This is a genomic window from Halomonas sp. BN3-1, from assembly GCF_003056325.1.
Taxonomy (GTDB): domain Bacteria; phylum Pseudomonadota; class Gammaproteobacteria; order Pseudomonadales; family Halomonadaceae; genus Halomonas; species Halomonas litopenaei.
The window spans coordinates 109,118-133,960 of the sequence record NZ_PYVV01000005.1; the positions used below are offsets into that span (position 1 = coordinate 109,118).

17 protein-coding genes are annotated in these 24,843 nt (G+C 57.7%); 16 read left to right on the forward strand and 1 reads right to left on the reverse strand.

Annotation, left to right across the window (positions count from 1 at the left end):
- From C9F12_RS08675 to C9F12_RS08720, 7 genes are all read left to right on the forward strand, one after another.
- The gene (locus tag C9F12_RS08675) at positions 1–1,869 is read left to right on the forward strand and encodes a methyl-accepting chemotaxis protein (protein ID WP_108448601.1); all 1,869 of its coding nucleotides are present in this window, start codon (positions 1–3) and stop codon (positions 1,867–1,869) included.
- Positions 1,870–3,274: 1,405 nt separating this feature from the next.
- Positions 3,275–4,189 carry a sulfate adenylyltransferase subunit CysD gene (cysD, locus tag C9F12_RS08685; RefSeq protein WP_108448603.1) on the forward strand — a complete coding sequence of 305 codons (915 nt, stop codon included), beginning with the start codon at positions 3,275–3,277 and terminating at the stop codon, positions 4,187–4,189.
- Positions 4,190–4,430: 241 nt separating this feature from the next.
- A complete protein-coding gene (gene cysN, locus C9F12_RS08690) occupies positions 4,431–6,344 on the forward strand; it encodes a sulfate adenylyltransferase subunit CysN (RefSeq protein ID WP_108448604.1) in 1,914 nt (637 codons plus the stop codon).
- 523 nt (positions 6,345–6,867) lie between these two features.
- Positions 6,868–8,607, forward strand: coding sequence for a polysaccharide biosynthesis/export family protein (locus C9F12_RS08700; RefSeq protein ID WP_108448606.1), 1,740 nt, complete (start codon positions 6,868–6,870; stop codon positions 8,605–8,607).
- A 77-nt stretch (positions 8,608–8,684) separates the two neighbouring features.
- Complete coding sequence (locus tag C9F12_RS08705; protein ID WP_345840304.1) at positions 8,685–9,425, forward strand: ABC transporter permease; 741 nt, start codon at positions 8,685–8,687, stop codon at positions 9,423–9,425.
- A complete protein-coding gene (locus tag C9F12_RS08710) occupies positions 9,422–10,462 on the forward strand; it encodes an ABC transporter ATP-binding protein (protein ID WP_108448608.1) in 1,041 nt (346 codons plus the stop codon). The genes C9F12_RS08705 and C9F12_RS08710 overlap by 4 nt, the downstream gene beginning before the upstream one ends.
- 256 nt (positions 10,463–10,718) lie before the next feature.
- Entirely contained in the window at positions 10,719–11,801 is a 1,083-nt protein-coding gene (locus C9F12_RS08720) for a chain-length determining protein (RefSeq protein ID WP_108448610.1), read from the forward strand.
- Here C9F12_RS08720 and C9F12_RS22500 read toward each other — a convergent pair.
- Positions 11,798–11,947, reverse strand: a complete 150-nt coding sequence (locus C9F12_RS22500) for a hypothetical protein (protein WP_162816421.1) — start codon at positions 11,945–11,947, stop codon at positions 11,798–11,800. The two genes, C9F12_RS08720 and C9F12_RS22500, sit on opposite strands and share 4 nt — an antisense overlap.
- Positions 11,948–12,032: 85 nt before the next feature.
- Between C9F12_RS22500 and rfbB the strand changes: the two genes are divergently transcribed.
- The 9 genes from rfbB to C9F12_RS08765 all read left to right on the forward strand — a co-directional run bounded on the left by rfbB (position 12,033) and on the right by C9F12_RS08765 (position 24,841).
- The gene (gene rfbB / locus C9F12_RS08725) at positions 12,033–13,100 is read left to right on the forward strand and encodes a dTDP-glucose 4,6-dehydratase (protein ID WP_108448611.1); all 1,068 of its coding nucleotides are present in this window, start codon (positions 12,033–12,035) and stop codon (positions 13,098–13,100) included.
- On the forward strand, positions 13,097–13,978 hold the full coding sequence (gene rfbD / locus C9F12_RS08730) for a dTDP-4-dehydrorhamnose reductase (protein ID WP_108448612.1): 882 nt from the start codon (positions 13,097–13,099) through the stop codon (positions 13,976–13,978). The genes rfbB and rfbD overlap by 4 nt, the downstream gene beginning before the upstream one ends.
- A gap of 44 nt (positions 13,979–14,022) precedes the next feature.
- Positions 14,023–14,910, forward strand: coding sequence for a glucose-1-phosphate thymidylyltransferase RfbA (gene rfbA / locus C9F12_RS08735; protein ID WP_108448613.1), 888 nt, complete (start codon positions 14,023–14,025; stop codon positions 14,908–14,910).
- A 30-nt stretch (positions 14,911–14,940) separates the two neighbouring features.
- Positions 14,941–15,483 (forward strand): dTDP-4-dehydrorhamnose 3,5-epimerase, encoded by a 543-nt coding sequence (gene rfbC / locus C9F12_RS08740; protein ID WP_108448713.1) that lies wholly within the window; start codon positions 14,941–14,943, stop codon positions 15,481–15,483.
- A 21-nt stretch (positions 15,484–15,504) separates the two neighbouring features.
- Positions 15,505–18,396 carry a glycosyltransferase family 2 protein gene (locus tag C9F12_RS08745; RefSeq protein ID WP_205254651.1) on the forward strand — a complete coding sequence of 964 codons (2,892 nt, stop codon included), beginning with the start codon at positions 15,505–15,507 and terminating at the stop codon, positions 18,394–18,396.
- A 55-nt stretch (positions 18,397–18,451) separates the two neighbouring features.
- Positions 18,452–19,378 carry a sulfotransferase gene (locus tag C9F12_RS08750; protein WP_108448614.1) on the forward strand — a complete coding sequence of 309 codons (927 nt, stop codon included), beginning with the start codon at positions 18,452–18,454 and terminating at the stop codon, positions 19,376–19,378.
- Positions 19,379–19,380: 2 nt separating this feature from the next.
- Entirely contained in the window at positions 19,381–20,571 is a 1,191-nt protein-coding gene (locus C9F12_RS08755; protein ID WP_108448615.1) for a glycosyltransferase family 2 protein, read from the forward strand.
- A 118-nt stretch (positions 20,572–20,689) separates the two neighbouring features.
- Positions 20,690–21,655, forward strand: a complete 966-nt coding sequence (locus C9F12_RS08760) for a sulfotransferase family 2 domain-containing protein (RefSeq protein ID WP_162816422.1) — start codon at positions 20,690–20,692, stop codon at positions 21,653–21,655.
- 9 nt (positions 21,656–21,664) lie between these two features.
- On the forward strand, positions 21,665–24,841 hold the full coding sequence (locus tag C9F12_RS08765; protein WP_205254652.1) for a glycosyltransferase: 3,177 nt from the start codon (positions 21,665–21,667) through the stop codon (positions 24,839–24,841).
- The last annotated feature ends 2 nt before the right edge of the window (positions 24,842–24,843 follow it).

Consider the following 24,843-nt stretch of genomic DNA (forward strand, 5'->3'; position numbering starts at 1 on the left):
ATGATTCATTCCTTGAGATTTCGGCTCCTGCTGACCACCGTGGCCGTCATAGTGGTGGCCCTGGCCATCAATGGAGCGGTCAACCTCAGCATTCTGCATCACCATCAGGAGCGCCAGGATGCGCAGCAGCTGGCCTCGGTCGCCGAAGGCAATCGGGTGGCCATCGATGAGTGGGTGTCGAGCCACGCACGCCAGCTCGAGGCACTGGCGCCGGCAGTGTCCGATGCCGAACCCCTGGCGGCGCTGCTGCAGTTGCAGGCCGGGGGCGGCTTTCTCACCACCTATCTGGCCGAGGCCGCGAGTGGAGATGTGATCTTCTCCGACGGCTGGGATGCCCCCGCAGAGTATGATCCGCGTCAGCGCCCCTGGTATCAGCAGGCCGTTGAGGCTGAAGCGACCGTGGTGACCCCTCCCTACAAGGATGCCAACACGGGGGGGCTGGTGGTGACCTTCGCCACTCCCTTCTTTGATGAGGGCAGGCTCAAGGCGGTGGTGGGTGGCGATATCACCATCGACGGTGTGATCGATGTGGTGGCCGACATCGCGCCGACGCCGAGCAGTTTTGCCTTCCTCGTCGATGGTGAGGGAGCCCTGGTGGCGCATCCTGATGCCACGCTGAGCCTGGCGCCGGCGACCGAGCTGTCGGCGCGTCTGACGCCGGATTTCCTGACGCAGCTGGGTGACCAGGCACGCCCTGTCACCGTAGACATCGGCGGACGGCAGCGCGAGCTTCTCGCCACGCCCATCAGCGGTACCGACTGGCGACTGGTGATTGCCCTGGACAGTCGGGAGGCCGGTGCCAGCCTTCAGCAGGTGACACAGGCAGCGCTCTGGACTCTGGTGATCGTCGGCCTGGTGGCACTGCTGCTGCTGAGCGTGCTGTTGACCCTCGCGCTCAAGCGACTGTCGATTGCGCGGGATGCCATGGCCGACGTCGCCAGTGGCAACGGAGACCTGACCCGCCGCCTGCCGGAGGACGGCAAGGATGAGGTGGCCCAGATCGCGAGTGCGTTCAATCGCTTCGTGTCGCGCATGGAGGCGGTGATGATCACCATCCGGGACAGCAGCGAGTCGGTGCGGGTTGCCGCCGGCGAGATCGCACTGGGAGGGCAGGACCTGTCGCGACGCAGCGAAACGACCGCATCGAGCCTGCAGCAGACCTCGGCATCGATCGAGGAGATCACCAGCACCGTGGCGCATACGGCGGCGGCCTCGCGCGATGCCAGGCGGCAGTCGGGGGAGGCCACCGACGTCGCCGAGCGAGGCGGTGAGGTGGTGGACCAGGTGGTGGACACCATGGAGTCGATCACCGAGTCCTCTGTGCAGATCGGCGCCATCGTCAAGGTGATGGATGGTATCGCCTTTCAGACCAACCTGCTGGCGCTCAATGCTTCGGTGGAGGCGGCCCGGGCCGGGGAGCATGGCCGTGGCTTCGCCGTGGTGGCCAGTGAGGTACGCCAACTGGCCACCCGGTCCGCCGAGGCTTCCCGTGAAATTCGTAGCTTGATCGAGACCTCCGGCGAGCGCGTGGCCAGCGGTACCGAGCTGGTGCGCCGGGCGGGCGAGACCATGGGCGAGATCGTTCAACAGGTCGGGCGCGTCACGTTGAGCCTGGACGAGATCAGCGTGGCGGCGGAAGAGCAGAGCGAAGGTATCGCACAGGTCAATATCGCGGTGGCGGAGCTGGACCGCATGTCGCAGCAGAACGCGAGTCTGGTCGAAGAGTCCTCTGCTGCCACCGAGCACCTGCTGGAACAGGCCGACCGACTGGGGCGGATGGTGGCAGGATTTACCCTGAGTGAGGCTGCCAGCTCTGCCTCAGCGCCGGCCAATCACCCCGAGCGGGTTGCCGCGCCAACCCCCGCTTGATGTCCTGATAGTGAGCCGGGGGCCGGGTCTTTCAGGCCCCCGCTTCAACCTTCCACTTCAACCTTCCCGTTCAAGCTCAGGCTCAGGCTCTGCCCCCTGGCGGCGCAGAGCCTGAGCTGTTCCCTGCTCTGCTTGTCACCCCACGCCAGCACGCCTCTTCATCTTGGGACTTCTCGACGTGGGATGCCTGGGCGCGCGGTGTGCCGTGGTGCTCCCTCTCCCATGACCGGCCCCACGCTATCTACTTTCTACCTCTCTCTGCCTCTACCTTTCTCTGTCCCTCTGTCCCTCTGTCCCTCTGTCCCTCTGTCCCTCTGTCCCTCTGTCCCTCTGTCCCTCTGCCCCTCTGTCCCTCTCTGCCTCTCTGCCTCTCTGCCTCCTGATTCTTGTGTTCCTCCGCGCCCTGCAGGGCGCCTGTCATCACGTGCCCGGTGACGGCGGACCGTCGACCGACATGGTGGCCCTGGGGGACCAGGAGGACCTCCTTGAGACGGATCAGACTGGAGGAAGCACGCGCCTGGAGCGGCCTGGGAGCTAAAGTTCGGCACAGTTAGTTGCCCTGCTCAATGGCGATTTCCTCACGAAAGCGGCTCTCTGGGCGCCCCCTCATGGCCTTGGCTACGAGGGGAGACGCTAGAAGCTTACATTTATCGGATGTTGGCACTTCTGACGATCCAGAAATGTTTTTCGCCAAGATGGTGAACTTTAATTGAAAAACAATACCGTCGAAGTTGATTGATAAAATTCTGTGCAGTTATCTGCCTATATCTAACCTAAATTCGCCAAGGCATATTCCTTTTATTGTACCTAAGGATTAGGCGCGAAGATTGTTTTTGTGCTGTAACGAAAAATACGCAGTTAGAATGCCTTTTTTTATCCACTATAATTACATATGTTGTTGCTTTTTGTAGAGTTTTTGGATTTTTATGTGAAGCGGCGTGCTTGTTGCTTTTTATATGTTTTTTGTATTGCAGCATAGTTAAAGGGAGGCGGATTACTCTCTATGCAGTAACCGTTTATTGCCCGCCAATAACCTCGCCCGTGTCTGGATGGAGAAGTACAAAAACATTAGTATCGATGATTGTGATCAAGTGTTAATGAACCGTTATCAATGTTACTCGTCTGTTTGCTACCACGGTCGAGGGCAAAATTCGTTGAAGCAGGGCAGGGGAAGGCGTCCGTGACATCCCGGGGCGGTAGCGTGCTTCATCGCCACCAGTCCCAGTGACCCTCTTCTGCACCAACTCGCGGATCACATGCCGCGCCCACTCACCGGCGCTTGAAGCCTTGGTGCTGCTGTGGGCTATTCGGGCCAACGGCTGCGGCTACGTCACGCGGGTCGAGTCGGCCGAGCTCCACACATCCCGCCGGCGAGTGTTTCCCTTTCCGAGGACTTCGATCCGTCATGGAACTACTACCCGATCGCCAGACACACCTCCGACAGCTGGAGGCCGAATCGATCCATATCATCAGAGAAGTCGCAGCCGAGTTCCGTTCTCCGGTCATGATGTACTCGATCGGCAAAGATTCATCGGTAATGCTGCATCTGGCGCGCAAGGCATTCTTTCCCGGCACGCCCCCCTTTCCGTTGATGCACGTGAACACCACCTGGAAGTTCCGCGAGATGATCGCCTTTCGCGATCTCATGGCGAAGCAGTCCGGCATGGAGCTGATCGAGCATATCAATCAGGAGGGTGTCGCGGCCGATATCAATCCCTTTGATCACGGTAGCGCCAAGTATACCGACGTGATGAAGACCGCCGCTCTCAAGCAGGCACTTGACCACCACGGATTCGACGCAGCCTTTGGGGGTGCCCGCAGGGATGAGGAGGCGAGTCGTGCCAAGGAGCGCATCTTCTCCTTCCGTGACAGGCATCATCGGTGGGAGCCGAAGAGCCAGCGCCCCGAGTTGTGGAGCCTGTATAACGCCAAGGTGAACAAGGGGGAGTCGATTCGCGTCTTTCCTCTCTCCAACTGGACGGAACTGGATATCTGGCAATACATCTATCTCGAGGGAATCCCCATTGTGCCGTTGTACTACGCCGCACCACGGCCCGTGGTGGAGCGAGATGGCATGACGATCATGGTCGACGACGACCGGCTACCGCTGCGGGAGGGCGAGACGCCCCAGGAGCGTTGGGTAAGATTCCGTACCCTCGGCTGCTATCCCCTGACCGGTGCGGTGGAATCTCGAGCCGCGACCCTCCCCGAAATCATCCAGGAAATGCTGCTGACGCGGACCAGCGAGCGCAGCGGTCGAGCCATCGATCACGATCAGGCGGGGTCGATGGAAAAGAAGAAGCGCGAGGGTTATTTCTAGACTAGCCGGAACAGCTGTTCTCCTGCCGTCTTGTACTGAACTCGCGAATTGACGGTGGGGGTGCTCCCCTGAAGGTGGCGACACCCATCATTCCACCAGACGGCAAAGACCGCGACTACGTGCTCGCCGCATTTCTCCACGCTCCGCTCTTCCAATCTCCAGATTGCACTTCGGTTCAGCCCTAGTCTCCTCGGCATCCTTGTCCGGGTGCTGTGGCTTGCGCCTCTACCAGGAATTCGTCATGTCCCATCAATCCGAGCTGATCGCCAGCGACATCGAACGCTACCTGAAGGAACACGAGAACAAGGACCTGCTGCGCTTCATTACCTGCGGCAGTGTCGATGATGGCAAGTCCACTCTGATCGGGCGCCTGCTGCATGATTCCAAGATGATCTACGAGGATCAGCTGGCCGCCATCACCCAGGCGTCTCGCACTAGCGGCACCACCGGTGACGAGGTGGATCTCGCGCTGCTGGTGGATGGCCTGCAATCAGAGCGTGAGCAGGGAATCACCATCGATGTGGCCTATCGATTCTTCTCCACCGAGAGACGCAAGTTCATCATTGCCGACACGCCGGGGCATGAGCAGTACACCCGCAACATGGCGACCGGCGCTTCCACGGCCAGTCTTGCGATCATCCTGATTGATGCTCGACACGGTGTGCAGACCCAGACGCGTCGTCATAGCTTCATCTGCGACCTGCTGGGCATAGAGCACCTTGTGGTAGCGGTCAACAAGATGGATCTCGTGGCGTATGACGAAGATCGTTATCTGCAGATCGTCGACGAGTATCGGCACGTCATGGATCGACTCGAGGCCCGGGATATACATTTTGTCCCGCTGTCTGCGCTGAAAGGCGACAACGTGGTCGAGCCCAGCAGCGAGATGCCTTGGTACGACGGTCCCAGCCTGCTCACGCTGCTGGAAGAGGTCGAGATCAGGCACGACCAGAATTTGCGAGATGTGCGCTTGCCGGTTCAGTTCGTCAACCGGCCCAATCTGGATTTCCGGGGATACGCGGGCACCCTCAGCTCCGGTGTCTTGACTCCCGGACTGGCGGTCAAGGTGTTGCCGAGCGGTACCACCAGTCAGGTGAAGCGCATCGTTACCATGGATGGCGATCTCGATGCGGCGTTTCCCGGACAAGCGGTGACCATCACCTTGAGCGACGAGATCGATGCATCGCGCGGAGACTGGATCGTCGGGGTCGATGATCAGGTGCCGCTTCGGTCGGAATTCGAGGCCGATATTGTGTGGATGCACGAGTCCCCGTTGGAACCCGGAAAATTGTATGACATCAAGCTGGCCACTCGGGACCTTGCGGGAAAGGTTGTCGCCATCGACTACCTGGTGGACGTCAACACCCTGGAGCAACGGCACGGGGAGCAGCTGGATCTCAATGCTATCGCGCGTTGCCGTGTCGAGCTCACCACCGCGATACCTGTCGACGACTATCGTACCCACCCTGGCACGGGCTGCTTCATTCTGATCGATCGATTGACCAATCTTACCGTCGGTGCCGGGATGATCCACAGTCCGTCGGATGCGGAGCTGCCCTACGAATTCCGCAAACACGACAGCAAGGCCAGCGTGGTGTGGAACCGCACCACAGTAACCCAGACCATGCGAGAGAGGATCAATGGCCACCGTGGCTGCTGCGTCTGGTTTACCGGGTTATCGGGCTCCGGCAAGTCGACCCTGGCCAATGCTCTGGAGGTGGAGCTCAATCGACGCGGGTATCACACCATGCTGCTGGATGGCGACAATGTCCGGCATGGGCTCTGCAAGGACCTTGGCATGGGGGAGCAGGACAGGGCGGAAAATATTCGACGAGTCGGTGAGGTTGCTCGGCTGTTCGCAGAGGCTGGGGTGATCGTTATTACCGCATTTATTTCGCCGTTCCGAGCAGATAGAGAGGCGGCCAGGGCGCTGTTTCTTAGCGATGATTTTATCGAGGTGTTTGTCGATACGCCCCTGGATGTCTGTGAAGAGAGAGACCCTAAGGGGCTGTATCAGAAGGCAAGAGAAGGCAAGATCCTTGATTTTACTGGCATCAATAGCCCTTATGAGGCGCCTGTGAACCCAGAGGTTTCTGTCAATACCGAGATAATGAGCGAGCAAGATATTATTGCGAAATTGCTAAAAAATCTGTAACAGTTATTCGTCGTTTTTCGCATGACGACGTTGGGAATTTCGCTATGATTATGCTTCGATATTGCACGTTTTCAGAGCCGGTTGTCGTCGAGAGGCGGACGTCTGTAAGGGCCTCGGGTGTTCCGAGGAAAAGCGTCTTTCTCCGGGGTGCCACGGTTACGCTTCTCCTTGCTACGGTGCTGATCACTGGCTGTGTTCAGCGTCCGCTTACCCAGCCGAACAGCGCCCAGGGGATCATGAGCGAGCCTGCCGGCATCCCTGCCTCCGGTGACTTGTCGCAGTTTCTTGCCCAAACCCCCGCCGGGAGTGCCACCACACTATCGAGTAGCCCCTGGGGAGCGAATGTGGAGGTGGTGGCTGACTCCCCCTACTTCTCCGCCAGCAGGCGCATATGCCGTCACTTGACAGTGACTCGCCGGAGCAACGGGGATCGACTGGCGGCCGTCGCCTGCAAGTCGGGAGAAGGCGCCTGGTTTACCAGTCGCCTGGTAACGGCGCTGTACAACGGAGCGGAGACCTGGTGATGACAATCATGGACGAACGGCTCGGCAGGGCGGTGCTGCGTCTGGCAAGAAGGCTGTCGTTGCCGGTGTTGTTGCTGATGCTGAGCTGGTCGATGGCGAACTCGGTCGCTGCGCAGGGTATTGCCCTGCCGGACGATATCTTGCCTCAGGCTCGGGAGCAGACGGATGAGGGGACGATCAATGACTCGCCTCGCGCCAACTGGAACAACGATCGCTATGGGCCGCCCTCGATACCGTCACCGATCGATGTGGAACTGCTTCCTCCCTTTGGCGCAAACCTCTTTACCGGTGGGTTTCGAGGCACCATGGCAGACGGGCTCAACCGTGACTATCGCATCAAACCTGGCGATCAGGTCACCCTGAGAGCATGGGGGGCGGTGGAGTTCGATCGAGTGGTGCCCGTGGATGCCCAGGGCAATATCTTTCTTCCGTCGATCGGCCCCCTCGCCGTGCAGGGAATGAGCCATGGCCAGTTGGACGCTCGTGTTCGAGAAGCGATCCAGAGCATCTATCCCGAGAACGTGCAGGTGTACACGAACCTGCAGGGCGTACAGCCCGTCGGTATCTATGTCACCGGCTATGTCCACAGCCCTGGTCGTTACGCGGGCACCCCCTCGGATTCGATTCTGTACTTTCTCGATCAGGCCGGGGGGATCGACAACGCCCTTGGCAGCTATCGCAGCATCAGCTTGATGCGTCAGGGGCAACGCCTGGCCAGCTTCGATCTCTACGACTTTTTGCTGGACGGCAGTATCGCTCGGCCTCAGTTGCGTGATGGCGATACTATCGTGGTGGGAGAACGAGGCCCCTCCATTGCGGTGACCGGTGATGTGGAACGCGCCTACCGATACGAACTGCAGTCTGGCCAGTTGAGTGGCAGCGATCTGGTGAGCCTGGCCCGCCTGAAGAGTGGCGTGTCTCACGTATTGCTGCGTGGAGAGCGGGCAACCGGCCCGGTTGCCACCTACCTGACGCTCGACGAATTTCTCGCGCGACAGGTCCAGCCTGGTGATGAGGTGATCTTCAATGCAGATCATCAGGAAGGCACCATCGTGGTTGCCCTGGAGGGGAGTTTTCTGGGGCCGTCGAGGTTTGCCCTGCCGCGGGATGCCCGGCTCGGAGAGTTGCTGGACGCCGTCGCCATCTTGTCCGACATGTCGGCCAGCCACAATGTGTCGATTCGCCGAGAAAGCGTAGCACGGCAGCAGAAAGAGGCGCTCGAGGATAGTCTCCGCCGTCTGGAGACGACCTATCTGGGAACATCGTCATCCACCGATGAGGAGGCGAGAATCAGGATTCGCGAGGCCGAGCTGATTCAGATGTTTGTGGCGCGGGCGCGACAGCTCGAACCCAGCGGTCGGCTGGTGGTCGCCAGTGATCAAGGGGTTGCCGACATTCGGTTGCAGGACGGTGACGTCATCACATTGCCGGAGGCCATGGATTCGGTGCTCATCAGCGGAGAGGTGGTCGTGCCACAGGCGGTGGTTTATCAGCCGGGTTCAGGTCTCGACCACTATCTTGATGCCGCTGGTGGTCTTACCCAGCGTGGCGATGAGGACAACATCCTGGTGGTTCGCCAGAACGGCGCGGTGCGTAGTGCCGACGATGTCGACCTGCGTGCTGGAGACGAGATCCTGGTAATGCCGGCTGTTCCCACCAAGAATCTTCAGTTGGCAACCAGCCTGACCCAGATCCTTTATCAGATTGCGGTGGCCACCAAGGTGGCGATCGATCTCTAGAGGGGGCCAGCATGTCGATGATTGGCAACTCCGTGCAACGCCACCCCTGGGCGGTGACGCGTAGCGTCTGGTACGCCATGTTTCTGCGTGAGGCTGTGGCACGCACCATGTCGGATCGCCTGGGCTGGTTCTGGATGGTCGCCGAACCTGTGTTCTTCACACTGATCATGGTGGCCATCCGCAGCTTCATCCGAGGAGACGCCCTTATCGTCGGGGCACCTTTCATCCCATGGATGGTGGTCGGACTGATGGGCTTTTTCCTGGTTCGCGAAGGGATGATGAGAGGGCTGGGAGCCGTCAAGGCCAACCAGGCGTTGTTCGCCTATCGGCAGGTCAGGCCCGTGGATCCGGTGTTGGTGCGCAACGCCCTGGAGGGGCTTCTGCGATCACTGGTGTTTCTCTTGTTCATCTTCGGCGGCTTGCTGCTCAAGGTCGAGGCGCTGGCACCTGACGACGCCCTGTTGGCACTGGCGTGGTGGCTCTCGCTCTGGCTGCTGGGCCTGGCGCTCGGGCTGATCGTCTCCGTGCTCGCCACGCTCATCGCCGAGGTGGCGATCGTGCTGCGGATGATGATCATGCCATTGTTGATCCTTTCTGGTGTCATCTTCCCGATTCATCACATGCCCCACTGGATGCGTGAGTACCTGTTGCTCAACCCGGTTGTTCATGGTCTGGAGCGGCTACGTGGCGGCTTCTTCGAAGGGTATTGGCAGGTCCCTGGTACTAGTGCCGCCTATTACTGGATGGTGACGCTGGCGCTGCTGTCACTAGGATTGATGCTGCACCTTCGGTTTCGACATCGGCTGATGGCGCAATGATCCAGATAGAACACCTCTACAAGCGCTATCACCATCACAAGGTCAGGGACTGGGTGCTGAAGGATATCAACCTGACTATCCCTCACGGCGTGAGCGTTGGAGTGTTGGGGAGAAATGGCGCGGGAAAGTCGACTCTGCTGCGATTGATTGCCGGCATGGACACGGCGGAAAGGGGCTCTATCCGGCGCGATGCTCGGGTCTCCTGGCCGATGGGACTGGCCGGAGGTTTTCAGGGGGCCTTGAGTGGCCGTCAGAACGTCAAGTTTGTTGCCCGTGTCCATGGTGGTGGTCGTGACGTCGGAGCCATCATCGACAAGGTTCAGGAATTTGCAGAGCTTGGTCCGGCCTTCGACGACCCGATTCGTACTTACTCCTCCGGAATGCGTGCGCGACTCAATTTTGGTCTGTCGCTGGCGTTTGATTTTGATGTCTATCTGTCTGACGAGGCGACCTCGGTGGGTGACCGGGTATTCAAGGCCAAGGCGACCCGTGCGTTCAAGGAGAGGGTCAACCGCGCAAGCCTGGTCATGGTCTCCCACAGCGAAGGGATTTTGCGCGAACTATGCCAGGCAGGTATCTACCTGAAGCACGGTGAGGCGTACTGGTTTGACGATATCAAGGACGCCATTCGCGCTTACCATCAGGACAGTGACAGCAAGGCCAAGGCCACCATCGGTCCCGGCACTGGGTCGCGTCACGATAGCGAGCCGCAACCCCCCCGGTATCAATCACCTGCGCCGACACCGGGCATCGATACGATGACGCTGGATACGCTCAAGGCATTGCTGGGCAAGCGAAGACAGCAGTTGGAGCGTATCCAGAAGCGCCTCGATGCTCTGGAGATGGGGCGTGAGAACGCCGACGAACTGGTCGACCCAAGGGGCCGCCAGGAGCTCATCGCTCGCCTTCATCTGGCGAAGCAGCGTTTGCATGAGGTTCGTCGCGCGGTACAGACGAAAAAGCGGGCCACACCCGCCAGTGGCAAGGACGATTCTGGGAAGGATTCGGAGAAGGGTTCCGAGAAGAAAGACCGGTAGCCACCAGGTGATGGCTAGGCGTCGCTCCCTGAGCACTAGGCGCTGTCCGAAAAGTCGACGAGCGAAGGTTAGACAAGGCAAAAATCGGTGAGAAAGCGCAGTTTACGGGGTGTAAATGAGCATTTTGATCCGATTTTTAACGCCGTATTACCGAGCGCAGGCACTTTTCAGACAAGCCCTAGATCCTGCCGTCGGTGCTCGCATTCAGAGGCGTCCGGATGCCCCGCGACGTCGCTCCAGCAAGGAAGCCAAGATAATGTTGCGATGGATTGCTCGGCAGCCCCATTGGGCATTGGCCTGCCTGTCGATATTGGCCATGTCCTTCTACTGGCTAGTCTGGGCTGAGGATCGATACGTATCCGAGGCCGTCGTGGTGCTGGAAAGCCCACAGATCGCTGCCCCAACCTTCGACTTCTCGAGCCTGCTGTCCGGTGCCAGCGTCGACAGCGATATGTTGCTTCTGCGGGAGTATCTGCTTTCTGTGGATATGCTCAAGAAGGCTGATGAACGGCTCGACCTGAGGTCTCACTACAGTGAGAACGGTGACTTTCCTGCTCGTCTGTGGGACGCCGAGGCTCCCATCGAGGACCTTCACGAGTATTACCTTAGCCGTGTACAGGTGACGCTTGATGACTATGCAGGGGTGCTGAAGCTGGAGGTCCAGGGCTTCTCTCCCGAGTTTGCTCAGCAATTGACCTCGCTGTTGCTGGCGGAAGGTGAAGCTCACATGAATGCCATGGGACAGCGTCTGGCTCAGGATCAGGTACGATTCCTCGAGGTTCAGGTAGAGCGCCTGTCCGATCGGTTGGATCAGACACGCACGGATCTGCTGGACTATCAGAACGAGCATGGCCTGGTGTCTCCTACCTCGACGGTGGACAGCCTCAACCAGGTTGTGGCGAGTCTTGAAGGTGAACTGGCAAGACTGGAAGCCCGGCGTAGTGCCTTGGCCAGCTTTTCCAGCCAGCGTTCATCGGACATGGTGAGAGTCGAGAGTGAGATCGCTGCGTTGCGCCGTCAGATCGATCAGGAACGTGAGCGACTGGCAAAGGCCACAGGGGACTCTCTCAACCGCCTGTCCTCCGAGTATCAGCGCCTTGAGCTGCGGGCTCGCTTTGCCCAGGAGACCTATGCCAGCGCTCTCGGGGCGTTGGAGGGCACGCGCATCGAGGCGGCTCGCAAGCTTAAGCAGATCAGTATCTTGCAGAGCCCTTTACTACCCGAGTATGCCACGCGCCCAGAGCGTCTCTATAACCTGACCATCTTTGTGATCGTCACTCTGTTCCTTGCCTTCATTGCCAGCATGCTGTGGCTGATCGTCCAGGACCACCGAGACTAGAGTTTGTCCGAAAAGTGCTTGCGCTCGTCGATCTTCGGACAAGGCCTGACGCTCTTCCTGATAGCACTACCGGCAGCTGTCGTCGAGACGGCGGCCTCAATAAAGCCCTTCATGTTGAAGAGCTCAAGGCTCTCGCTTCCTGTCATCTTTTCCTCCTTCCCGTCCGTATGCCATTTCTAGCGTCCCCCCTGGCGGGGCGGGCAGAATTTCCAGTCCTCTCGGGGTTCTTTCATGATCAAGACGTTTCTCGTGACCGGTGGCGCCGGTTTTATCGGTTCGGCCGTGGTGAGGGAGTTGATTACCCACACCCCTCATCGCGTCGTCAATGTGGACAAGCTGACCTATGCAGGCAATCTGGCATCGGTAGCGTCTGTCGCCTCCGACCCTCGTTATGTCTTCGAGAGAGCGGACATCTGTGACGGCGCGGCAATGACCAGAATCCTGGAAAAGTACCGTCCCGATGTAGTGATGCATCTGGCCGCAGAAAGCCACGTTGATCGCTCCATCGACGGGCCTCGCGCCTTTATCCAGACCAATGTGGTGGGCACTCTGGTATTGCTCGAGGCGGTACGCGGGTACTGGGAAGGAATAAGGCAACAGGACAGCGACAAGGCCGATGGCTTTCGGTTCCACCACATCTCCACCGACGAAGTCTACGGAGACCTCGAGAACGATGGCAGCCTGTTCACCGAACAGACACCCTACGCGCCTAGTTCGCCCTACTCTGCCAGCAAGGCAGGGTCGGATCACCTGGTACGGGCGTGGACGCGCACCTATGGCTTGCCTTGCCTGGTGACCAATTGTTCAAACAACTATGGTCCGTTTCACTTTCCTGAAAAACTGATTCCTCTGATGATCCTCAATGCGCTGCATGGAGAGGCTCTTCCTGTCTACGGTGATGGTGGGCAGGTACGAGACTGGCTCTATGTCGAGGACCATGCGCGCGCCCTTGTGCTGGTTGCCAGCGAGGGAAAGGTTGGAGATACCTACAACATTGGTGGCCATAACGAGAAAACCAACCTCGAAGTGGTACACACCATCTGTGACCTGTTGACGGAAATGGCTCCGGACAAGAGTGAATATCGTGATTTGATCACCTACGTCACCGACAGGCCAGGCCACGACCGTCGCTATGCCATCGATGCATCCTACATTCAGCACACGTTGGCCTGGGAACCACGAGAGACCTTCGAGTCAGGCCTTCGCAAGACAGTGGCCTGGTATCTGGCCAACGAGTCATGGTGGAAAGCGGTGCAGGACGGTAGCTACCGGGCCGAGCGCCTGGGGGTATTGTCATGAGTGGTCTCTTGTTGGGAGCCTCGGGCCAGGTGGGCCATGAGCTTCGCAAGGCGCTAGCCATTCATCTGGATCTTCATGCACCAGACCGCGGGATCTTGGATCTGACTGACCTTGATGCAGTGAAACGCTGTCTGGACCACTATCGTCCCCAATGGGTGATCAATGCCGCTGCCTACACCGCGGTGGACCAGGCAGAGACCGATACGGCGACAGCATTTCGACTCAATGCGGAGCTGCCCGGCTGCCTCGCACGCTATTGTGCCGATCACGGTGCACTGTTGACCCACTACTCCAGCGACTACGTCTATCCGGGTGATGGCATTCGGCCCTGGACGGAAGATAGCCCAACCGATCCCCTGTCTTGCTACGGCCAGTCCAAGCTTGCAGGCGACGAGGCGGTGCTTGAGAGCAGATGCGCGGCACAAATCTTCCGGACCAGTTGGGTCTATAGCGCCAGAGGCGGCAACTTCATGAAGACCATGCTGCGTCTGGGACGGGAGCGGTCGTCCCTGGCAATCGTCGACGACCAGGTGGGGGCACCGACACCCGCACGCCTGATTGCTGACGTCACCTTGCATGCGTGGCAAGTCTACCGCTCTCGTCCCGAACTGACCGGGCTCTACCATCTGGCGCCCCGGGGCTTCGTCTCCTGGTATGACTTTGCTCGAGAGATTTTTCGCCTCGCTCGTCTGCACGGACTTCCTCTCATGCTCTGCGACGACCAGCTGTCTCGCCTGGCGACGAAGGACTATCCCACACCAGCAAAGCGTCCATCCAACTCCCGGCTGTCGGTCTCTCGTCTTGAGAACGCCTTCGACATCTCGCTCCCTGACTGGAGGGGACAGTTGTCTCTCACCATGAAGGACTACCTAAGGTAGGCCTGCCGCCGCAAGGCGTTGTCCGAAAACTAGAGGTTACCGCCATGAATCGGAAAGGAATCATCCTTGCCGGAGGCTCCGGTACGAGACTTCACCCCATAACCCATGGGGTCTCAAAACAGCTTCTCCCTGTCTATGACAAGCCAATGATCTACTATCCGCTCTCGGTACTGATGTTGGCGGGAATAAGAGAAATATTGGTGATATCTACACCGGATGATCTACCTGTCTACCGCCAGTTGCTAGGTACCGGTGACCAATTTGGTGTTTCCTTGTCCTACGCGGTACAGCCCAGGCCCGAAGGTCTGGCACAGGCCTTTATTATCGGGGAGAAGTTTATTGGTGATTCTCCTGTCTGTCTCGTTCTTGGCGACAATATCTTCCACGGCCAACACTTTTCCGAGCAACTTCTGAGAGCGTCCGACCAGGCTCGAGGTGCCACGGTATTCGGCTACTTTGTCAAAGACCCGGAACGCTTTGGTGTTGTCGAGTTTGATGAGAAAGGACGTGCAGTATCTATCGAGGAAAAGCCCAAGAAACCAAAGTCATCCTATGCGGTGACGGGGTTGTATTTTTATGATAACTCGGTGGTAGACGTCGCCAAGAACGTCAAGCCATCGGATCGGGGGGAGTTGGAAATCACCTCGATCAACAATGAATATCTACGCCGCGGTGATCTCCATGTGGAGCGGCTTGGACGAGGATTCGCCTGGCTGGACACAGGCACCCATGACAGCTTGCTTGAGGCAGCGCAGTACGTGCAGACAGTCGAGCACCGCCAGGGCTTGAAAATTGCCTGTCTGGAAGAGATTGCCTGGACTCAAGGCTGGATCAGCGACGAGTTTCTGCTTTCCCAGGCAAATGGCCTTTCCAAGACGGGGTACGGGGCATACCTGCTACAGCTTCTGGCCGCGAAGGCTGTCGGTCAGTAACAAGGCTACCTGATGGTGGAGGGGACGTACATGAAAGTTGAAAGGCTGGCTATTCCTGATGTCGTGCTGTTTACGCCGAAAGTATTCGGTGACGAAAGAGGTTTCTTTATGGAAACGTTTCGTCAGGAAACATTTGATGAGGTTTGTGGCGAACACAAGTTTGTTCAGGATAACCACAGTAGGTCAAGTCGATCGATACTCAGGGGGCTGCATTATCAGCTGAAGAATCCCCAGGGAAAGCTGGTGAGAGTGGTCAGAGGAGAGGTGTTCGACGTGGCCGTCGATATGCGTACTTCCAGCGCTACCTATGGCAAGTGGGTAGGCGTCTTCCTCAACGAGGACAACCGGCAGATGCTCTGGGTTCCACCCGGTTTTGCACATGGTTTCTATGTCACCAGTGATGACGCTGAGTTTGTATACAAGTGTACTGACTATTACGCACCTTCAGACGAAATGTCGGTGCATTGGGCAGATACTATCCTGTCGATCGACTGGCCATTGGACAATATGGAGCCCCGAGTTTCCGATAAGGATGCTCGGGGGATGTCGTTTGTGGAGGCTCCTGGCTACTAGTAATTGCCTGAGGAAGTAGACGTGGTAGAACATGAACCAAGAAGCGGCCCTCCCTCTTCGCAATCTCCACAGTTGGCTACGCTGGCGTTGTCGGCACGCCTGAGGCGAATGCAGACTTCCTTCAGTTGGCGAGCGACCAAACCACTGCGTGATCTGGGTGGGTTATATCACAAGTACATAAAGAAGTGCTCGCGCCTCGACTTGCTGCCGATCCATGAACTGGAACTGATGACCCGCAACAACAAGGTGGTCTGGGTGTCTCGCGGTGGTGATCCACAATTTCTGCTCACCCCGATCAACCCCGCCGTGCTTCGCCAAGGTGGATGGTTCAGTCTCGAATACGACTTTTCGGCGAATCAGCCAGTAGATCAGTGTCTCTATATTGATTATGGCGACGGTTTCCAGGCAGATGTCGTGTGGACACGACATGTGGAAAAGAGCGGCCACCAGAGCCTGGTCATCTACTTGCCGATGGGAACACAGGCGTTGCGACTAGATCCGATGACTCGACCTGGAGAGTTCCGGTTGGAGGATCCGGTGCTGAAGAAGATCGAGACGCCACAGATTCCTCACCCTTGGTCGGGGCTGGACGGGTATCTGAAGTGCTGTGAAGGCTGTGAATTTACGCTTTCCGCTGCCCAGCAGCTCGAGCGCCGTCTGGAAGGAGAGTTCCATTGGCGATCCCATGGTACCGATCCTGCCTTCGTCGTTCGCCATCGCCGTGGTCGCGTCATCGAGCCTGGCTGGTGTCGTATCGAGTTTGTTCTGAGTGGCGAGTATCAGCATCAGGTTGCCAAGCTCTACATCGATCACGGTGAAGGATTCAGTGAAACTCACGCCTACCCCATACCCTTCCAATCAGGGAAATTGGCGACAAGGGTGATTCAGCTCGATCGAAGTATTGTCAACATACGTTTTGACCCATGGGAGCGGGAAGGAAGCTTCCGTCTGGAGCGACTATGCATCGACAATGTCGATGCCGAAGAGGCCTGGAATACGATCGCCGGCCGTCTTGTTGAGGCTACTCCTGAGTACACGGACTTGAAAAAGGCCGAGGTTCTTGCAGGTGTGGGTCGGTCTGCTCCAGAAAAAGATGACGGCGACGGGGCAACAAAGGGTACCGAATACGAAAATGTGGAGGACGAATCCGCACGCGAAACCCGTCTCCTCGAAGAGTACGCTGAAACCTTCATCGTCAACGAGGCCGAACTCTCTTACCAGAAATGGATAGATGAAGTTGAGGTCAATGGCCTGCCGAGCTCTGAAACCATTCGAAGCTACCTTGAGGGTCTTGAGAATCCAGTAGTAATATCGGTGTTGGTGCCGGTTTACAATACCGATGAAACGCTTTTGAAAGCTTGTATCGACTCGGTTATCGCACAGTCTTACCCCCACTGGGAGCTTTGCCTTGTGGATGATGCCTCTCCATCACCACATGTCGAAAAAGTCCTCAGGCACTATGCCAGCAAGGATAAACGCGTAAAGATACATTTTCGGCCGGATAATGGGCATATCTCCAAGACAACTAATGACGCCCTGTCGATGGCCACTGGTGACTATCTGGCATTGCTCGATCACGATGATGAATTGGCCAGAGATGCGTTGTACTTTATTGCGAAAGAGCTGGAAAAGAATCCCGATGCCCAGTTGATCTACAGTGATGAAGACAAGATCGATGTTCAGGGAATGCGCTGCGAGCCTCACTTCAAGCCGGACTGGAACATTGATCTCCTCTATTCGCAAAATTATGTTTCTCATCTGGGCGTATATCGACGCTCGTTGATCGAGAAAATTGGTGGTTTTCGTGTCGGGGTAGAGGGATCGCAAGACTATGATCTGGTGCTGCGTTGCATACCACATTTGACCGCTGGTTCAATTTCCCACGTTCCCAGAATTCTCTATCACTGGCGCGCTATCGAGGGTTCGACAGCACTGGCTGAAGAGGGCAAGGATTACACGACCTCTGCTGGTGTAAAGGCGCTGAAAGACCATATTGAAGGAATAGCAGATGGGCGTGCGATTGTAGAGCAGGGTATTGTGGGAAATACCTATCGTGTGCGTTGGCCTATTCCCGAGCCAGCACCGTTGGTGAGCATGTTGATTCCTACGAGAGACAAGAAGGATGTCACGGAGTTGGCGGTGCGCAGCATCCTGGAGAAGTCAAGTTATACCAATTACGAAATCATTCTCCTTGATAATGGCAGTGTCGAGCCTGAGACACATGAATTTTTTGAGCAGATTCAGGCTGAAGATTCCAGGGTCAGCGTTCTTCGATACGACCACCCTTTCAACTACTCAGCTATCAATAATTTTGGCGCCGAGCACGCGAAGGGAAGCATTATTGGTCTGGTTAATAATGACGTTGAAGTGATCAATGAAGACTGGCTTGTGGAGATGGTGTCCCATGTTTGTCGTGAAGACGTTGGCTGTGTGGGCGCCAAATTATACTATGGGAATGACACCATCCAGCACGCTGGCGTCATCGTGGGCCTTGGCGGAGTTGCAGGTCATTCTCACAAGCACTTTCCTCGAGAGTCCGGTGGTTATTTCAACCGTTTGAAGGTGGTCCAGTCTGTATCTGCTGTGACGGCTGCTTGTCTGCTCGTGAGGAAGTCCGTCTATGACGAAGTCCAGGGACTAAACGAGCAGGACCTCAAGGTCGCTTTCAACGACGTCGACTTCTGCCTCAAGGTGCTCAATGCCGGTTATCGTAATATCTGGACGCCCTACGCTGAATTGTATCACCACGAATCCATCAGTCGTGGAGCAGAAGATAATCCAGAGAAAGTGTCCAGATTCAATGCCGAGATAGATTACATGCAGAAGGCATGGGGCAAAATTATCGAACACGACCCAAGCTATAGCCCTTGCCTCACAAGAAGTCGAGAGGACTTCTCCATCGGAGGCCGTTGATGGCTTTCTTGATGCGTTGTCGTATTCGGAGTAACTACGTATCCCAGGAGGGGACATGCCCAAGAATGATGCCTTGATCAACAAGGGAGTCGTGGTCATAGGAGACCAGAATGACAAGACTCCATCTCCTATCATCGTCATTGGAACCGCTCGGGGCGGAACCTCCATGGTCGCAGGAGTGCTGGCCAAGCTTGGTGTCTTCATGGGAGACCGTGCCTCACATCCTGTATATGAAGACGTCCGACTTTCCGAGGCCTTCGAACAGCAGGACATGGCTCAGGCAGCCGTGATTGTGAAGGAGTACCAGGCCAGGTACGACCGTTGGGGTTGGAAGCGACCTTCCATCATTGACCATCTGGATGAAGTCGACGCTCTATTGCCGAATGCCAGGTATGTGTTTATCTACAAGGATATTCTTTCAATAGCGCAGCGGAATTCGATTTCCATGTTGGCCGAAATTACCGAGGGCATGGACAGAGCGCTGTCTCAATATCGAAAGACACTCCGTTTCGTGAGACAGAAGTCTCCTCGTGCCATGCTTGTTTCCTATGAGAAGGCCAGTGCTTACCCCGAGGCCTTTCTTTCCACTCTCGAGTCCTTTTGCGGTATTTCTCCCTCGCAAGAGGAGCACCAGATGGCACTAGCCTTTATTGATCCTGAACCAGAAGACTATATAGAGGCAACCCGGATCACCAAGTCACAGGGAAAGCTTCTTTCATTTGATGGACGACGTGTCAGCGGTTGGGCGCGCTACGTACACAAGAAACAGCATGCTGACGTAGAAATATTTGTTGATGACAGGTCGGTGGGCGTGGTGGTGGCGAACGAACCAAACCCCGGCGGCGGCGCTCCCGCTAACGAGCCATGTGGCTTCACCTTCACCCTTCCTGCCGGTGAAAACTTGAGGGAGGACGCCAGTGTCAGGGCCAGGGTGGTGAACGACGTGGTCGATCTTGGCAACTCTCCGGTCAGGGTGGGCTAGAGATGGCGAAGTTCTGTGTTGCCGGTATCGTCCGCAATGAGGTGGATTACCTTGTCGAGTGGGTAGCTTGGCATCGGCTTGCCGGATTTGGGCACGTCATTCTGGCCGACAATGGTTCCGACGATGGCACCCGCTCTCTACTTGAAGCGCTGGCGGATCTGGGAGTGGTCAGCCTGCTGTACCAGCCGGTGCTTGAGCGCAGGTCGCAGCAGCAGGCCTATCGACGAATTCTTGGGCAGGCGCTGGGAAAGCATGAGTATGTCATGTTTCTCGATGCCGATGAGTTCCTGGTGCACGAAAGCCAGCGCCACGGTGAGGAATGTCGCGAGTTGTCGCGGTTGGTGGCGTCGGGAGATGTAGGCAGCGTCAGCGTGAACTGGAAATGCTTCGGCTCCGCAGGGCTTGAGGAAGCGGGGTCTGAGCCGGTACTGCAACGTTTCACCCGTTGTGGCGCTGCACCAGGCGCCAGCGCAGATTGTCATATCAAGAGCCTGGTACGCGTCGACCATGTCAAGGCGCCCTATTGTCATTCCTCAACCTTGGTATCGGCCTGGAAATACGTCGATGCCGCAGGAGACGTGATCGAGGACTTCGTGGGCTCGCCGGACAGCAGCGGTGAGTCGGACCCACGTGGTGGGCGCACGCGGTCGATCCACCAGGGACCGCTTCGTGTTCATCATTATGCGGTGAAGTCGCGAGAGGAGTTCTCGCGCAAGCGATTGAGGGGGAGTGCTACGCGTGGCGCCAACTTCGACAAGGGCGAGGCCTATTTCGGACGCTATGACATCAACGACGTCTCTCATGAGTTCCAGGCCGGCAAGCTTGCCCGTCTGGCTCGGGAGATGTCGGCGCTGAAACAGCGGCTGACAAAGCACACTGCGCTTGATCGCTCCTTGGTGGGAGCCATCGATCATTTTGACGCCAACGCAGTCTGTGGTTGGGTGACGGATCGTAGCGGCAAGGCCGATGATCTGGCGGTGAATATCTTCATCAATGGTGTGCACGCAGGGCGTACAGAGGTGGGCTTTTATCGACCCGATCTACGACGTTCCGGCAAATCCGTGGATGGCTATTGCGGGTTTCGCTGGCTGCATCCTGCGCCCTTGAAAGAAGGCGATCAGGTGACCGTTTCTCTCCATGCCAATGATTCGGCGCTGGTGGGGGGGAATGATCGTGTTGTCGGCACATCGTGACGCCTCTGGAGTGTGGAGTTGGCTTCGCCACCGGATCCCGTGTCGTCTTCCCCTATTCCTTTTGTCACGCCGCGCCGCAGGAGTCAGTCCTGCGGCGCTTTTGTCAGGAGACTCCACCATGAAACCCTTGTTTTTTGTTCATATACCCAAGACTGCGGGTACCAGTTTTCGTCACGGTGCTGAGCGTGCCTTCGGCTTCGACAAGATCGTCTATGACTACGGCCAGGATGCATCACAGACCAGCGCCCTGACACGTGAGTGCATGTATGGCGAGTCCCCCGACCCTTGGCGTCTGTATCGCAGGAGCCTGGACAACCAGGCGATGATGCTGGCAGGACACGTCACCGCGGCCAAGTATGTCCCGCTGTGCGGCGTCGGTCGTGCGGTGACCTTTGTTCGTGAGCCGTTGCAGCGGGCGGCTTCCGAGTATTCGCACTTTCAGCGGATTCATCAGTACAAGGGCAGCTTCCGCGACTTCATGAAGATTCCCCTAATGCTTGATCGCCAGTCGAGCATCTTCAAGGGGGTCGATGTCGAGGCGATCGGGATGGTCGGCTTGACCGAACGTTACTCTGAGAGTCTGGAGTTGATCAATGCTCGCTTTGGCATCGATATCGCCCAGCGCGAGGACAATCGGGGGAAGCCGCAGGTAGGCGAATTGCATGATATCGCGCCAGAAGATGAAGAGGAGTTCCGCAAACTCAACCCGCTTGATCAGGCGCTCTACGAGCGTTGTCGCAAGTTATTCGAATCGCGCATCCAGCTCTATCGCGACAATCTCCCCTTTGCACACGCTCGACTAACGCAGTTCGATACCGAGCGGGTAGGGGGGTGGGCCTGGTGGGAAGTCGGCGCTGATACTCCGGTGGACGTCGAAGTCTGGATCAACGATGAACATCGCGACACGGTGCCGGCCACCCAGCTCCGTCCGTCCATGGCTCGATTGAAGCTTCCCCGTGGCGGCTATGTCGGCTTCCAGCTGAAGATGAATCTGTCTGCGGGAGACAGGGTCCAGTGCCGTGTTGCCGAGACCGGGCAATGGTTCCCGCCTGGGCCGCGTCGAGTCGCTGCGGCCAGCAACTGAGCGGCGGATATGGAAGGCGTCAACCGAGGTGGCGGAACACGATCGTGGATGAAAGGTCTTCTCGATGTGTGCCATCTGGTCGTCCAGCCTCATCGATACTGGCAGCCTCATCATGGTCTGAGACAGCAGGCGAGTGGAGGGGATTGGGAGTGGGAGTCGCTTGATGAAGACCCCCAGTTCCTGCTGTGTCGGCACCTACCGTTGCCTGGCTGGCATATGGTGGAGCTGGATCTGGAGCACGATCAGCACAGTGTTGCTGTCAGGCTTTACTTCGATACCGGAGATGGTTTCAGCGAGGACCAGTCACTGGCTCTGGAGCACAGGAGCGGTGGTGTCACCAGACGTTTGATTCATGTGGATGGCCGGCTCAAGCGACTTCGGTTTGACCCCATGGAGTCGCCAGGACACTTTGCGATTCGCCACTTTCGCATTGTCTGGCTGACCCCCTGGTTTGCCCGTGACCTCCTGAGCCAACAGCTGGTCAGATGGCATCCTCGGTGGCGCGAAGTGGACCCGCATCACGTGGTCAAGTTGCTCAAACGTCGAGGGCGACGCGATGGGTGCCATTGGCGTGTGCTCGCTGTTGCCGAGTACGCTGAGATCATCCGTCAGGAAGACGAGCAGGTACCGCGCCTGGTGGTGTCTTCCTCCAGCGGCGACAGACCCGGGAGTATCCCGCCGGTAGGGAATCCGCGGGTAGAAGGCTCGGTGGTCGAAGAGGGAGCATGGGCGCAGCGACTACTCGAGAGTGTCCGCCTCGTCGTGCAGCCCCAGCGCCATTGGAGTCCTTTGCGTGGTGTTGCCAAACTGTATGACGAGGTCGATTGGGAGTGGGAGTCGCTGGATGAAGACCCCCAGTTCCTGCTGTGTCGGCACCTACCGTTGCCTGGCTGGCATATGGTGGAGCTGGACCTGGACCACGACCAGCATAGCGTTGCTGTCAGGCTTTACTTCGATACGGGGGAAGGATTCAGTGAAAGCGAGTCTCTGACCCTGCCGCTCAAGGGTGGCCGTATCACCAAGCGGTTGATCTACGTGAAGCGGCGACTGCGCCGGTTGAGATTCGACCCGATGGAGTCGCCGGGATACTTTGCGATTCGCCACTTTCGCGTCGTGTGGCTCTCCCCCTGGTTCGCGCATGATCGCCTGAGCCAGCGTCTGGTCAATATGCATCATCGCTGGCGTGATGTGTCGAAGCAGGAAGTGCTGGGAGTGCTTCGCCACCGCGCCCTCCAGGATGGCACCTGTTGGCGCAACCTTGCCCTGTCGGACTACGAGGAAACGTTCGAACGATTCTGCTCGGGACGTAGCTATGTGCAATGGCTACGTGAGCGTGGGTGGGATGATAGTTCGAATGGTGGTGATAAGAACTCACGGGTCTCGACGCTCGAAGGTGGGTGGCGTTCGAGGGATAGAAGAGCTGAGCTGGACGAGATTCGTGGTGGGCTGGATGGATGGCGAGGCAAGGATGAACGTCGTCGACGCCTGGCGCTTCAACGACGAAGTGCTGCTGTCAATGACGGCATCGAGTCAGCCGAGGCAGGAGTTATCGCCGAGGTTGGCGCTCCCAGGATGGACTTTAAACCTGTCGTATCGATCCTGTTGCCGGTCCATGACCCCGCACCGGAACACCTTCAGGAATGTCTCGAGTCGGTACTGTGCCAGGAATATGATCGTTGGCAGCTGTGCATCGTCGATGATGCCTCCCGAGACCCCGAGATCATCGATATGCTGGAGCGATTCGAGGCGTGTGACCCTAGGGTTCAGCGACGTCGCCACGAACGCAACGGGCACATCTGTGAGGCCAGCAACACTGCCCTTGGAATGGCTTCTGGCGCCTATATTGCCTTGCTCGACCATGATGACCTCTTGTCACCCTGCGCCCTGAGCTATGTGGTTGAAGCCTTGAACCGGTCACCACGACCGGTTCTGGTGTACAGCGATGAAGACAAGGTGGATCAGCGTGGTGTGCGCTGCGAACCTCACTTCAAGCCCTGCTTCAATCCTGATCTGCTGCTCGCCCAGAACTACATGGCGCACTTGAGTGTCTTCGACACCGCGCTGGTAAGGCAACTGGGAGGCTTCCGCAAGGGGCTGGAGGGGAGCCAGGACCACGATCTGGCCCTGAGAGTCTGTGCCCACACAGAGCCTGATCGCATCGTCCATATTCCCAGGATTCTCTATCATTGGCGTGTCAGTCCCGGCTCCACGGCGATGACCAGCAACGCCAAGGATTATACGTCCCGTGCAGGACTGCGAGCGGTCGCCGACCATCTGGCACGAAGCAGCCCCGGCGCCACCGTCGAGCTTGGGCGCCTGCCCAATACCTATCGTGTCCGCTGGCCACTGCCGGATCCGCTCCCGCTGGTCAGTCTGATGATCCCTACGCGTGATCGTGTCGATCTGTTGGCACCATGCGTCGATGCAATCCTGTCCCGTACCCGCTATTCCAGGCTTGAGGTGCTGATCCTGGACAACGGTACGCGATGCGAGGAGACATTGGCTTATCTGGCCGAGATCGGCAAGGGAGACTCCCGAGTCAGGATTCTGGCCTGGAACCATCGCTTCAACTATTCCGGCATCAATAATTTTGGAGCGTATCACGCACGTGGGGATGTGCTCGGGCTTGTCAATAACGATATTGAACCCATCAACGAAGAGTGGCTCGAGGAAATGGTGCGGCACGTCGTACGGCCGGATATCGGTTGTGTCGGCGCCAAGCTCTATTATCCCAACGATACCATCCAGCACGCCGGTGTCGTGTTGGGTATCGGGGGCGTTGCGGGCCACGCTCACAAGTACTTCAGCCGCCATGCCAACGGGTATTTTTCTCGCCTGGCGCTAGCGCAGAATTACTCTGCGGTGACCGGTGCATGCCTGTTGATACGCAAGGCGCTCTATCGGCAGGTGGGCGGCCTCAACGCGCGAGATTTGCCGATCGCTTTCAATGATGTGGACCTGTGCCTGAAGGTTCGGGAGGCGGGTTATCGAAATGTATGGACGCCCGACGCCGAACTCTATCACCACGAATCCGAGTCGCGTGGTGCCGATGACAATGCCAGCAAGCGAGCCAGGGCCATCGGAGAGGTACTCTACATGCGCCACACCTGGGGTGAGCAGCTTGATCGGGACCCGGCCTACAACCCCAATCTGACGCTGGTTCACGAGGATTTTTCTCTGCGTTGAGA